This is a genomic window from Pseudomonas sp. ACN8 (assembly GCF_002303925.1).
In the GTDB taxonomy this organism is placed as follows: Bacteria; Pseudomonadota; Gammaproteobacteria; order Pseudomonadales; family Pseudomonadaceae; genus Aquipseudomonas.
In genome coordinates, this window is the sequence record NZ_MRCS01000012.1 from 97,758 (window position 1) to 111,000 (window position 13,243).

At 60.2% G+C, this 13,243-nt stretch carries 9 protein-coding genes and 2 pseudogenes; 3 read left to right on the top strand and 8 right to left on the bottom strand.

What is annotated here, in order from left to right:
- Window positions 1-93: 93 nt before the first annotated feature.
- Window positions 94-933, bottom strand: coding sequence for a 23S rRNA (adenine(2030)-N(6))-methyltransferase RlmJ (locus BSF44_RS09100; RefSeq protein WP_095943223.1), 840 nt, complete (start codon window positions 931-933; stop codon window positions 94-96).
- Window positions 934-1,140: 207 nt separating this feature from the next.
- Between BSF44_RS09100 and BSF44_RS09105 the strand changes: the two genes are divergently transcribed.
- A complete protein-coding gene (locus BSF44_RS09105) occupies window positions 1,141-1,635 on the top strand; it encodes a DUF2165 family protein (RefSeq protein WP_095943224.1) in 495 nt (164 codons plus the stop codon).
- An 80-nt stretch (window positions 1,636-1,715) separates the two neighbouring features.
- On the opposite strand, the pseudogene BSF44_RS31065 reads toward BSF44_RS09105, so the two are convergent.
- From BSF44_RS31065 to putP, 3 genes and pseudogenes are all read right to left on the bottom strand, one after another.
- Window positions 1,716-1,805, bottom strand: a pseudogene (locus tag BSF44_RS31065) (sodium:proline symporter); the annotation flags it as partial.
- A 15-nt stretch (window positions 1,806-1,820) separates the two neighbouring features.
- Window positions 1,821-2,150: a hypothetical protein gene (locus BSF44_RS09110; protein WP_095943262.1), complete on the bottom strand. Its 330-nt coding sequence runs from the start codon at window positions 2,148-2,150 to the stop codon at window positions 1,821-1,823.
- Window positions 2,151-2,598: 448 nt separating this feature from the next.
- On the bottom strand, window positions 2,599-4,083 hold the full coding sequence (gene putP, locus BSF44_RS09115; protein ID WP_095943225.1) for a sodium/proline symporter PutP: 1,485 nt from the start codon (window positions 4,081-4,083) through the stop codon (window positions 2,599-2,601).
- A 461-nt stretch (window positions 4,084-4,544) separates the two neighbouring features.
- Here putP and putA point away from each other — a divergent pair, with 461 nt between their 5' ends.
- Entirely contained in the window at window positions 4,545-8,495 is a 3,951-nt protein-coding gene (putA, locus tag BSF44_RS09120) for a trifunctional transcriptional regulator/proline dehydrogenase/L-glutamate gamma-semialdehyde dehydrogenase (protein ID WP_095943226.1), read from the top strand.
- A 255-nt stretch (window positions 8,496-8,750) separates the two neighbouring features.
- A complete protein-coding gene (locus tag BSF44_RS09125) occupies window positions 8,751-10,553 on the top strand; it encodes an acyl-CoA dehydrogenase (RefSeq protein WP_095943227.1) in 1,803 nt (600 codons plus the stop codon).
- A 120-nt stretch (window positions 10,554-10,673) separates the two neighbouring features.
- Here the strand turns inward: BSF44_RS09125 and BSF44_RS31070 are convergent, their stop codons facing one another.
- From BSF44_RS31070 to BSF44_RS09140, 4 genes and pseudogenes are all read right to left on the bottom strand, one after another.
- On the bottom strand, window positions 10,674-11,519 hold the full coding sequence (locus BSF44_RS31070; protein ID WP_371918239.1) for a methyl-accepting chemotaxis protein: 846 nt from the start codon (window positions 11,517-11,519) through the stop codon (window positions 10,674-10,676).
- A gap of 18 nt (window positions 11,520-11,537) precedes the next feature.
- Window positions 11,538-12,611 (bottom strand): annotated as a pseudogene (locus BSF44_RS31075) (cache domain-containing protein); the annotation flags it as partial.
- A 100-nt stretch (window positions 12,612-12,711) separates the two neighbouring features.
- On the bottom strand, window positions 12,712-13,014 hold the full coding sequence (locus tag BSF44_RS09135; protein ID WP_095943229.1) for a cell division protein ZapA: 303 nt from the start codon (window positions 13,012-13,014) through the stop codon (window positions 12,712-12,714).
- The gene (locus BSF44_RS09140) at window positions 13,011-13,220 is read right to left on the bottom strand and encodes a hypothetical protein (protein WP_095943263.1); all 210 of its coding nucleotides are present in this window, start codon (window positions 13,218-13,220) and stop codon (window positions 13,011-13,013) included. The genes BSF44_RS09135 and BSF44_RS09140 overlap by 4 nt, the downstream gene beginning before the upstream one ends.
- Window positions 13,221-13,243: the final 23 nt, after the last annotated feature.

Genomic DNA, 13,243 nt, shown 5'->3' on the forward strand with positions numbered 1-13,243 from the left:
CTCGCGATGGTCGTTAACGATAGCGCGTACTTTCTGATTTAACGCGTTGCCTTTGCGTCCATCGCGAGCAAGCTCGCTCCTACAGGTACAGTGTCAACTCTCGGCAATCAACCAATCCATCTGCCACCCACCCTGGGTCTGCCCCAGCTTCCGGGACAACCACGGCAGCAGCTCACGCAACTCTTCCTCAAGCCCCCACGGCGGATTGGCAATCGCCAGCCCGGAGCCGTTCAGGCTGTTGGGCGTATCCAGCGGATGCACCAGCAACTCCACCCGCAACAACTTCGGCGCACCGGTACCGGCCAGGTCCTGATAGAAGCGGCGCAGCGCGCGCTGATCCTTCACCGGGTACCAGATCGCCGCCACGGTCTGGCGCATCCGGCCGATCGCTTCTTTCAACGACGCGGCACAGCGCTGCATCTCGTCGAGCTGCTCGAACGGCGGATCGATCAACATCACCGCACGCTTCTCAGGCACCGGCAGCAAGGCCCGCGGCACATGCCAGCCCTCGCCCAAGTGCACCTTGACCCGGCGATCACCGGCCATGTTGTCCTTGAGCAGCACGCCATCTTCCGGGTGTTTCTCGTTGAGCAACACACGGTCCTGCGGGCGAGTCAGACGCCGCGCCAACTCCGGCGACCCCGGGTAATAGCGCAACTGGCCATCCGGGTTCATCTCGTGCAGCACTTGCATGTAATCAGCGGTCAGGATCGGCAGATCCGGCTGATCCCACAAACGCGCAATGCCTTCCAGGTACTCACCGGTACGGCTGGCCTGATCACCCTGAAGGTCATACAGACCGATGCCGGCGTGGGTGTCGAGATAGGCAAACGGCTGCTCCTTGCGCGACATCAGGGCGATGAGGCGGGTCAAGGTCAGGTGTTTGAACACATCGGCGTGATTGCCGGCATGGAAGGCGTGACGATAATTCATGGCTGCTCCTGCGAAGGCCGGGAAGTTTACCTTTTACCGGCCGGCAAGTCAGGGGTTGGCGGCTGAGCGGACACTTCGAGCATTCATAGCGGCAACAAGCATGCACCATCACTCGACAAATTCAGAAACGCCTCACAACAGGAAGATTCCCGAACCTGCAAACCGGCGTGATAGCGTTCTTTGTCGAAAAAAGCAAAGGACGCACCAATGACCATTCGCTACGCAAAGATTGCAATGACCCTGGCGCTCGCCGCATTCGCCTTCATGACCGTGTTCAACAACATCACCGACTACGGTTCCAACTTCAACTTCGTCCGGCACGTGCTGAGCATGGACACCACCTTCCCTGACAACGCCGCCCGGTATCGCGCAATTGATCTGCCTTGGGTGTGGCATGGGGCCTACTGGCTGATCATCCTTGGCGAAGCCATTACCTGTGGACTGCTTGGCTACGGCGCACTACAGCTCTGGCGCTCACGGTCAGCCGGTGGGCATGAATTCAGGCAGGCCAGGAAGTGGGCCGTAGCGGGTTTGACGACAGGGTTTTTCGTGTGGTTTTTCGGCTTCATGGTTGTTGGCGGCGAGTGGTTTCTGATGTGGCAATCCGACATCTGGAATGGTCAGGACGCAGCCTTCAGGTTCTACATGGCAATACTGGGTGTGCTGATCTTTCTGAATCAGCCCGATGCCGATCTTGACTGATCCCCAATAAAAAACGGCCCGCATCCATCGGATGCGGGCCGTCTTCTTCAATCAGGAAGCTAAAAGCCTCGCTGGAGGCCTTATTTGTTCAGCATGCCCGCAGACGGTGCGCCCAATTTGCTGACGATATAGATCGCCAGGCTGGCGAAGATGAAGCCCGAGATCGTTTGATCTTGTGGTGACGCCTACGCCGCCGCTGTAGGCCGCCCCCGCAACCGCCGCCCAACCACATCCAGCACATCACAGCCATCGCGTAACGTAATTGCACAGAGCAAGGCGAAATCGCTGAGGATGAACGACTCGCACTCGATCGAACCGCGCATGGACAGGTTCTCAAGCACTTGGGTTACTGCGCGGATTCTGTAGTTGGCGGCGTCGGTGAGGATGTCGAGTGGCGCGTGGGTGTCGACGAACAGGGTGGGCATGTCGGTGCAGTTGCTGGTCAATGCCATGAAGCGGTTGTCGGGATGGGGGATTGGTTTTTTGTAAGGTGGGTCAGGGTGAATTGTTTTCATTAGTAGCTCCCAAAGATGAATCGGAGCTGCCATCAGCCTTCCTACAGGCCAGGGTGGCAGCTAAGCGCGGGGTAGGAATATCGAGACCTTTGGGAAAACCCGACCACGCCGAAGCGTGCCCGCGCATAGCTGCCGCAACTGATCTTACGGGCGCATGTAAACGACCGCAAACCAAGTATTGACGCTAAGTGCTTCCCATCGGCCTTGAGAGGTTCCTACACCCCACCACTGAATTGTCAGTGACCGCAAAAGACTATCGACGGAACTCGCATCGCACCACTTCATGAAAACCGCTACGTTTTGAAGGAAACGTCCGAGGACCCTGCCCGGAAAATTCGCAGATGATGACGGGCATCACGGATATTGGAGAAGCAAAAAAAACGGCCCGCAGCATAAAGCTGCGAGCCGTTCTTTTATCAGCGATGGGTAGAGTTCAACCCACCTCTCATCACTTGTTCAAACGGTAATCAGCCTCAGCAGCCGCAAAACGCTGGAACATGCCGGCAGTCGGCGTGCCCATTTTGCTGACGAAGTAGATCGCCAGGCTGGCGAAGATGAAACCAGGGATGATTTCGTACAGGCCCAGCAGTTCGAAGTGTTTCCAGACGATCACGGTGATCGCGCCGACCAGGATACCGGCCAGTGCGCCGTTGCGGGTCATGTCTTTCCAGATCACGGAGATCAGCACGACCGGACCGAATGCGGCACCGAAGCCGGCCCAGGCGTAGCTCACCAGACCCAGTACACGGTTTTCCGGGTTGGCCGCCAGAGCGATGGCAACCAGGGCCACCAACAGCACCATGGCACGGCCGACCCAGACCAGTTCGACCTGGGAAGCGGATTTACGCAGGAAGGTCTTGTAGAAGTCTTCGGTCAGGGCGCTCGAGCACACCAGCAACTGGCAGCTCAGGGTGCTCATGACGGCAGCCAGGATGGCCGACAGCAGGATACCCGCGATCCAGGGGTTGAAGAGGATCTTGGCCAGTTCGATGAACACACGCTCGTGGTTCTCGGAGACTGCGCCAGCCATGTCCGGGTGCGCCGAGAAGTAGGCGATACCGAAGAAGCCGACGGCCACGGTGCCGCCCAGGCACAGGATCATCCAGGTCATGGAGATACGACGGGCCTTGGCGATCGACTTAACCGAATCGGCAGCCATGAAACGCGCCAGGATGTGCGGCTGGCCGAAGTAGCCCAGACCCCAGCCCATCAGCGAGATGATGCCGATGAAAGTGGTGCCCTTGAGCATGTCGAAGTTGCTTGGATCTTGCGCTTCGATGGCCAGGAAAGTGGTGTCGACGCCGCCGGTGGCCAGCAGCACGATAACCGGCGTCAGGATCAACGCGAAGATCATCAGGGTGGCTTGTACGGTATCGGTCCAGCTCACGGCCAGGAATCCGCCGATAAAGGTGTAGGCAATCGTCGCCGCGGCACCGGCCCACAGCGCCGTCTCGTAGGACATGCCGAAGGTGCTTTCGAACAGACGGGCGCCGGCCACGATGCCGGAAGCGCAGTAGATGGTGAAGAACACCAGGATCACGACCGCGGAGATGATCCGCAGCAGGCCGCTTTTGTCTTCGAAACGGCTGGCGAAGTAGTCCGGCAGGGTCAGTGCATCACCGTTGTGCTCGGTCTGCACACGCAGACGGCCGGCGACGAACAGCCAATTCAGGTAGGCGCCGATGATCAGGCCGATGGCGATCCAGCTTTCGGACAGACCGGACATGTAGATCGCGCCGGGCAAGCCCATCAACAACCAGCCGCTCATGTCGGAGGCACCGGCGGACAGTGCGGTCACGACGCTGCCCAGGCTACGGCCGCCCAGAATGTAGTCGGAAAGGTTGTTGGTGGAGCGATAGGCCATCAAGCCGATCAGCACCATTGCTGCGATGTAGATCACGAACGTGATCAGGGTTGGATTGCTTACGCTCATTAAGTTACGCCCTGGCTTTGTTTTTATGTAGCGGCGGCTGGTGAACCGCTCGCAAACGCATACGTTTGACAGACGATCCGGGTTCCCGCGCATTTATGACTGATGTTTCCCCAGGAAAGCCATCAGCCGGAGTACCCGGATTTTGTCCGGGTTGCACCTTGGGCACGAATGCTATTCAACAAAGCAAATAAGGTGCAACCAGTTTCTCGAGAATAAGTTGCACCCAGTCGGAAATAAATTTCAAACCCGGTTTTTTGCTCCTTTTCGGAGCAAGAACGAGAGCCAACTACCCTAAAAAGCACCAAGCAGAGGCAGCACTCGCGTACCGGAATTTATTTCCTGACGAGCTGCGTAATATTCCGACAAAAAAAGGGTTGCACCCGGTTGCACCTCAACAGTCGCACGGCTAATCTTGCCGCCAGCTGATGCCACGCAGTCGTGGCAAACATGAGGATAAAAACATGGCTACCACCACCCTTGGGGTCAAACTTGACGACCCGACCCGCGAACGCCTCAAGGCCGCCGCGACCTCGATTGATCGCACGCCGCACTGGCTGATCAAGCAGGCAATCTTCAATTACCTGGAAAAACTCGAGGGTGGTGCAACCCTGTCCGAGCTGAACGGTTCGACCAAGGATTCCGACGACAGCGTCGACGCGCCTCTGGATCACGCCCATCAGTGCTTCCTCGAATTCGCCGAAAGCATCCTGCCGCAATCGGTACTGCGCGCCTCGATCACCGCCGCCTACCGTCGCCCCGAGCCAGAAGTCGTGCCGATGCTGATCGAGCAGGCACGCCTGCCGGCACCAATGGCCGAAGCCACCAACAAGCTCGCTGCCTCGATTGCTGAAAAACTGCGCAACCAGAAGAGCGCCGGCGGCCGTGCCGGCATCGTCCAGGGCCTGCTGCAGGAATTCTCCCTGTCGTCCCAGGAAGGCGTGGCGCTGATGTGTCTGGCCGAAGCGCTGCTGCGCATCCCGGACAAAGGCACCCGCGACGCCCTGATCCGCGACAAGATCAGCACCGGCAACTGGCAGCCGCACCTGGGCAACAGCCCGTCGCTGTTCGTCAACGCCGCCACCTGGGGTTTGCTGCTGACCGGCAAACTGGTGTCGACCCACAACGAAGCCGGCCTGACTTCGTCCCTGAGCCGCATCATCGGCAAGAGCGGCGAGCCGATGATCCGCAAGGGCGTCGACATGGCCATGCGCCTGATGGGCGAACAGTTCGTGACCGGCGAAACCATCGCCGAAGCCCTGGCCAACGCCAGCAAGTTCGAAGCCAAGGGCTTCCGCTATTCCTACGACATGCTGGGTGAAGCCGCGCTCACCGAGCACGACGCCCAGAAGTATCTGGCCTCGTACGAACAAGCCATCCACTCGATCGGCAAAGCCTCCCACGGTCGCGGGATTTATGAAGGCCCGGGCATCTCGATCAAGCTGTCCGCCCTGCACCCGCGTTACAGCCGCGCCCAGTACGAGCGCGTGATGGACGAGCTGTACCCGCGCCTGCTGTCGCTGACCCTGCTGGCCAAGCAATACGACATCGGCCTGAACATCGACGCCGAAGAAGCCGACCGCCTCGAGCTGTCGCTGGATCTGCTCGAGCGCCTGTGCTTCGAGCCGCAACTGACTGGCTGGAACGGTATCGGCTTCGTGATCCAGGCTTACCAGAAGCGTTGCCCGTACGTGATCGACTACGTGATCGACCTGGCTCGCCGCAGCCGTCATCGCCTGATGATCCGCCTGGTGAAAGGCGCGTACTGGGACAGCGAGATCAAGCGCGCCCAGGTCGAAGGCCTGGAAGGCTACCCGGTCTACACCCGCAAGGTGTACACCGACGTTTCCTACATCGCTTGCGCCCGCAAGCTGCTGTCGGTGCCGGAAGTCATCTATCCGCAGTTCGCCACGCACAACGCCCACACCCTGTCGGCCATTTATCACATCGCCGGTCAGAATTATTACCCGGGCCAGTACGAGTTCCAGTGCCTGCACGGCATGGGTGAACCACTGTACGAACAGGTTGTAGGCAAAGTTTCCGAAGGCAAGCTGAACCGTCCGTGCCGCGTGTACGCTCCGGTCGGCACCCACGAAACCCTGCTGGCTTACCTGGTGCGTCGCCTGCTGGAAAACGGCGCGAACACCTCGTTCGTCAACCGCATCGCCGACCAGTCGATTTCGATCCAGGAACTGGTGGCCGATCCGGTAGCCAGCATCGAGCAGATGGCGACTGTGGAAGGTGGTTTCGGCCTGCCGCACCCACGCATTCCACTGCCGCGCGACCTCTATGGCTCCGAGCGCGCCAACTCCAGCGGCATCGACATGGCCAACGAACATCGTTTGGCGTCGCTGTCCTGCGCGCTTCTCGCTACTGCACATAACCACTGGAAAGCGGCGCCGATGCTCGGTTGCGCCTCCAGCACCGAAACTCCAGCCCCTGTGCTGAACCCGTCCGATCTGCGTGACGTGGTCGGTCATGTGCAGGAAGCGACCGTCGAAGACGTCGACAACGCGATCCAGTGCGCCCTCAACGCTGCACCGATCTGGCAGGCCACTCCGCCCGCCGAGCGCGCCGCGATCCTGGAACGCGCCGCCGACCTGATGGAAGCCGAGATCCAGCCACTGATGGGCCTGCTGGCCCGCGAAGCCGGCAAGACCTTCGCCAATGCCATCGCCGAAGTGCGTGAAGCCGTGGACTTCCTGCGTTATTACGCGGTACAGGCACGCAACGACTTCACCAACGACGCTCACCGTCCATTGGGTCCGGTTGTATGCATCAGCCCGTGGAACTTCCCGCTGGCGATCTTCAGTGGTCAAGTGGCTGCTGCGTTGGCCGCCGGTAACCCGGTTTTGGCCAAACCTGCCGAACAGACTCCGCTGGTCGCTGCTCAGGCCGTGCGCCTGATGCTCGAAGCCGGCATCCCGGAAGGCGTGCTGCAACTGCTGCCGGGCCGTGGCGAAACCGTTGGGGCCGGTCTGGTCGGCGATGATCGCGTTAAAGGCGTGATGTTCACCGGTTCCACCGAAGTCGCGCGCTTGCTGCAACGCAACATTGCCGGTCGCCTGGACAGCCAGGGCCGTCCGATCCCGCTGATCGCCGAAACCGGTGGCCAGAACGCAATGATCGTCGACTCTTCGGCACTGACCGAACAAGTCGTGATCGACGTGGTGTCCTCGGCCTTCGACAGTGCCGGTCAGCGTTGCTCGGCTCTGCGTGTACTGTGCTTGCAGGAAGATTCCGCAGACCGCGTCATCGAAATGCTCAAGGGCGCGATGGCTGAAAGCCGTCTGGGCAACCCTGAGCGTCTGTCCGTGGACATCGGCCCAGTGATCGACGCCGAAGCCAAGGCTGGCATCGAGAAGCACATCCAGGCCATGCGTGACAAAGGTCGCAGCGTGTACCAGGTGGCCATCGCCGATGCTGAAGAAGTCAAACGCGGCACCTTCGTGATGCCAACGCTGATCGAACTGGAAAGTTTCGACGAGTTGCAGCGAGAAATCTTCGGCCCGGTGCTGCACGTTGTTCGCTACAAGCGCAAGGACATCGATCAACTGATCGGCCAGATCAACGCTTCCGGCTACGGCCTGACCCTGGGCGTGCACACCCGCATCGACGAGACCATCGCCAAGGTGATCGACAACGTCAATGCCGGTAACGTCTACGTCAACCGCAACATCGTTGGCGCAGTAGTAGGCGTGCAGCCATTCGGCGGCGAAGGCCTGTCGGGTACCGGCCCGAAAGCCGGCGGCCCGCTGTACCTGTACCGCCTGCTGTCGACCCGCCCTGCGGATGCGATCGAACAGTCCTTCGCTCGTGGCGATGCTGCCGCGGCACCGGACGTTCGTCTGCGCGACGCCATGAGCAAGCCGCTGACCGCCCTGAAAGCCTGGGCCGACAGCCACAAGTTCGCCGACCTGAGCACCCTGTGCGTGCAGTTCGCCGCGCAATCGCAAAGCGGCATCACCCGTCTCCTGGCCGGCCCGACCGGCGAGCGCAACAGCTATGCGATCCTGCCGCGTGAACACGTGCTGTGCCTGGCGGAAGTCGAAGGCGATCTGCTGACTCAATTGGCAGCGGTATTGGCTGTCGGTGGTTCGGCGGTATGGCCGGAAGCTGACATGACCAAGGCCTTGTTCGCACGCCTGCCGAAGGACATTCAGGCACGCATCAAGCTGGTTTCCGACTGGAACAAGGACGAAGTGGTGTTTGATGCGGTTGTGCATCACGGTCACTCCGACCAGTTGCGTGCGGTGTGCCAGCAGGTTGCCAAGCGCGCCGGCGCCATCGTCGGTGTGCAGGGCCTGTCGCAAGGCGAAACCAACATTGCGCTGGAACGCCTGGTGATCGAGCGTGCGCTGAGCGTCAACACGGCTGCAGCGGGTGGTAATGCCAGTTTGATGACCATCGGTTAAAACCGATAAACCGGGCAGCCGCAATGGCTGCCTGACAATCAAATCCCTGTAGGAGTGAGCCTGCTCGCGATAGCGGTCTGTCGGTCACATCTGTTTCGGATGTGCCGCCGTCATCGCGAGCAGGCTCACTCCTACAGTTGTTTTGTGGTGCCTGCTAGGTCACTTCTCTACCCAACTATCACGCTCATCAATCATGCTATTCAGCATAAATTCACAAGCCTAGACTCGGCCCATTCCAACAAAAGGTAGGCCGCCATGTCCGAGACGTTGCTCAGTTCCCGCAATCTGGCTTTCGAGCTGTATGAAGTCCTTGATGCCGAGGGCCTGACCCAGCGTGAGCGTTTTGCCGAGCACAATCGCGAAACCTTCGATGCGGCCATCGGTACCGCCCGCAGCATCGCCGAGAAATTCTTCGCTCCGCACAACCGCAAGGGCGACGAGAACGAACCGCGCTACGAGAACGGTCAGGCGATTCTGATTCCGGAAGTGAAACCGGCGGTGGATGCCTTCCTCGAAGCCGGCTTCCTCAACGCCGCGCGCAGTTTCGACGCTGGCGGCATGCAGCTTCCTACGCTGCTGTCCCAGGCCTGCTTCGCGCACTTTCAATCGGCCAACGCGGCTTCGACGTCATACCCGTTCCTGACCATGGGCGCGGCGAACCTGATCGAAAGCTTCGGCACCGAAGAGCAGAAGCGCCGCTTCCTGCAACCGATGATCGACGGCCGTTTCTTCGGCACCATGGCCCTGACCGAACCCCACGCGGGCTCGTCGCTGTCGGATATTCGTACCCGCGCAGAACCTGCGTCCGACGGCACTTATCGCCTCAAGGGCAACAAGATCTTCATCTCCGGCGGCGATCACCCGTTGTCGGAAAACATCGTACACATGGTGCTGGCCAAGCTGCCGGACGCGCCGGCCGGGGTGAAGGGCATTTCGCTGTTCATCGTGCCCAAGTTCCTGGTCAACGACGATGGCAGCCTCGGCCAGCGCAACGATGTGTTGCTGGCCGGGCTGTTCCACAAGATGGGCTGGCGTGGCACCACCTCTACAGCACTTAATTTCGGCGATAACGGCGAGTGCGTCGGCTATCTGGTGGGCAAGCCGCACCAGGGCTTGAGCTACATGTTCCAGATGATGAACGAGGCGCGGATCGGCGTCGGCATGGGGGCGGTGATGCTCGGTTACGCCGGCTATCTGTATTCGTTGGACTACGCCCGCGAGCGTCCACAGGGTCGCGTACCGGACAGCAAGGACCCGAACACCGCGCCGGTGGCGATCATTCAGCACGCCGACGTCAAACGCATGCTCCTGACACAAAAGGCCTACGTCGAAGGCTCATTCGACCTTGGCCTGTACGCGGCGCGGCTGTTCGATGACACCACCACCCTTGCGACCGAAGCCGAACGCAAACAGGCCCATGAACTGCTGGACTTGCTGACGCCGATCGTCAAATCCTGGCCGTCGGAGTTCTGCCTGAAGGCCAACGAACTGGCGATCCAGATCCTCGGCGGCCACGGCTACACCCGCGAATACCCGGTAGAGCAGTACTACCGCGACAACCGCCTGAACCCGATCCACGAAGGCACCCACGGTATCCAATCGCTGGACCTGCTGGGCCGCAAACTGGCGCAGAACGGCGGTGCGGGACTCAAGCAACTGATCCGCCTGATCGCCGACACTGGCGAACGAGCACAGGCGTTTGATTCGCTGACGCCGCTGCGCGAGCCGCTGGAGAAACTGGTGGCGCGCCTGCAAACCGTGACCATCGGCCTGCTGACCGATCTGGCCCAGGGCAAGGTCAACAGCAGCCTGGCGAACTCGGCGTTGTACCTGAAGGTATTTGGTCACACGGTGATTGGCTGGCGCTGGCTGGAACAGGCGATCCGTGCCGAGGAAGGGTTGGCCAAGGGTAATGCGGCGGATGTGAGCTTCTATAAAGGCAAGCTGCAGGCGGCACGCTACTTCCTGACCTGGGAAGTACCGGGGTGCCACCATGAACTGGCGATTCTTGAGGCTCGGGATGATGTTTGCCTGGGGATGCAGGATGAGTGGTTCTGATCCAGTTTTTGTGGATTAGCTGAAATCCATTCGCGAGCAGGCTCGCTCCCACATTTGAATGCGTACACGCACTACTGTGGGAGCGAGCCTGCTCGCGAAGGCGTCCGCACTGACGCCACATCACTTCAGCTTGAACCCACCCATCTGCCGCGCCAGATCATCCGCCAACCGCTGCAACGTCTGACAATCATCCCGACAGGCCTTGACCTCCCCGGCCGTCGCCCGCGCCAGGTCGGAAATCCCCTGCACGTTGCGGTTGATTTCCTCGGTCACCGCCGACTGCTCTTCCGTCGCCGTCGCCACCTGATGGTTCATGTCGCTGATGCGCTCAACTTGCCCGGTAATCGCGGTCAATGAAGCGCCGGTACGCTGGCTGGACTCGACACCCGTGCCGGTCGCGGCTTGCCCGGAATGCATCGACGACACCGCATTCTCCGCCCCCTGCTTGAGGCTGCCGATCATCTGCTGGATTTCATCGGTGGAGGCTTGAGTGCGTCGCGCCAGGGTCCGCACTTCATCAGCGACCACGGCAAACCCACGCCCCATATCCCCAGCCCGCGCCGCTTCGATAGCGGCGTTGAGCGCCAGCAGGTTGGTCTGCTCGGAAATCCCGCGAATCACTGCCAACACCTGATCGATCGAAGCCACCTGATGCGCCAATTCACCCACAGCGCTGGCGGCGACACCGATTTCGTCGGACATGCTTTCAATGTGCCGAATCGATCCACCCACCACTTCCCGTGCCTGCATCGCCTCATCCCGAGCCGTTTGCGAGGCGACCGCCGCGTTGCCGGCGTTCTGGGCGATCTCCTGAACGGTCAGGCCCATTTCATGGACTGCAGTGGCGACCATGTCGGTCATTTCCTGTTGGCGACCGGAGCGTTCGGCGGTGTTATCCACAACCCGTGCGACCTGGCCGACAGCAGTGCGCAGTCGTTCGCTGGTGGTCAGCACTTCACCGATCATGTCGCGCTGGCTGTCGAGAAAGCGATTGAACCCCCGGGCCAGATCACCCAGCTCATCGGCGCGGCTGGAATCTAACCGGTGGGTCAAATCTCCACCGCCGCTACCGATTGCTACCAATGCCGCTGTTACCTGACGAATCGGCCGTACCAGCCCACGGGCCAGCAATACCACCAGCAGCAGACACACCAGGGCCACTGCCAGGCCAATGCCACTGCTCATCCACATGGCGCGGCGGGCTTCGGCGTAGATCTGCGACTGTGGCACTTCGGCCACCAGGGTCCAGCCGAGATCGCGCAATGGCAGGCTCAAGGCGAGGAAATCTTCGCCATCGCGGGTAAAGCTGCTGTTTGTGGCAGTTTTTTGACCAATGACGGCTTGCGCCGCTGACTCGCCAATCTGCTCAGCCAGCGTGCGCTTGCCGCTGAATTGCGCCTCGGGGTGAACCTGGATCAAACCGTCGGAACGCACGAGATAGACCTTGCCGCGCTCCCCAAAGCTGAAATTGTGGATCAGCTCAGACAGCTCTTTCATGCTCAGCCCAAGCCCGGCAACGCCTACGACTTTGCCGGCCTGCTCGACCTTGAAGTCGATGAACAGCGCCAATTCTCCGGTGGCCGTGTCGTTGTCGATATTGAGGGTGCGCGGCTGGTTGCTATCGAGGAACGCGTAGAACCAGGCGTCTTTCGGGTTGGATCGACTGAGGGTCCGGTCCAGGCCTTTTTCGGTGAAGTAATGGTTGGACGCCGTGCCGACGATAATCGCGGTAAAGGCCTTGTGCTCGGCGCGGATGCCTTCGAGATAGGTAGTAAAGGTGCCGGTCCGGGCACTGTCTTCACCCCCGGCCAGCCAGTCGCGCACCATGCTGTTGCTGGCGATGTCCTTGGCGGCGGTGAGGGGTTGAACGAGGATGCGCTCGATATCGTTGCGCATCGCTTCGATGCTCGACGGCAAGGCTTGCTCGACCAGATAGCTCTGGGCGAGGCGGTTGACCACCAGGGTATAAATGCCAACCACGATCAGGATACTGACGAGCAGAGCGGTGCCCATGCTCAGGATCAACTGCCATTGAATACTGCGTCGCCAGAACTGCATGGAGCACCCCCAAAGAATAAGAGGCTGAAACACTGCAACAGCCGTGCCGATTGTATACAAACCAACCGACAATCTATTCTTTGGTTGTGCGCAAAGCCGATCAGGCCTGATTGATCGTCTTGGAAATCACTTCAACCGTGGCGCTGACTTGCTCTTGGTAACGGTCGAGTTCGAGCTTGTGCTGTTTCTGCATTTCAATCTGCTGGGAGCACAGATTCATCGCCGCCAGCACCAGCAGTCGGTCACCGATCAGCGTCGGGTACTTGCGCTTGGTTTCGGCCAGGGCTGCCTTCAACATCAACGCGGCGTCCAGCAGGGTCTGCTCTTCCCCGGCCGGTGCCTTGATCGAATAGTCCTCCCCCAGGATCGAGACGACTTTTACCCCTGCGGCGTTGTAACTCATGCGCTGACAGGGCCTGCGCTGACGCGCTCAACCAGGGCCTGGATGCGAGCCGCCGTGGCGCCTTGCTTCTCTTCGTGTTCCATCAGGCTCAGTTGCAGGCTTTCGTTTTCATCTTTGGCCTGGGCCAGTTCCGCGGTCAGGTTCTGGTTCTGTTGTACCAGGTCGCTGACCAGTTGTTCCAATTGGCTTAGGGATGCTTCCAACATTTTGATTTTCCGGGCGTTTTCAA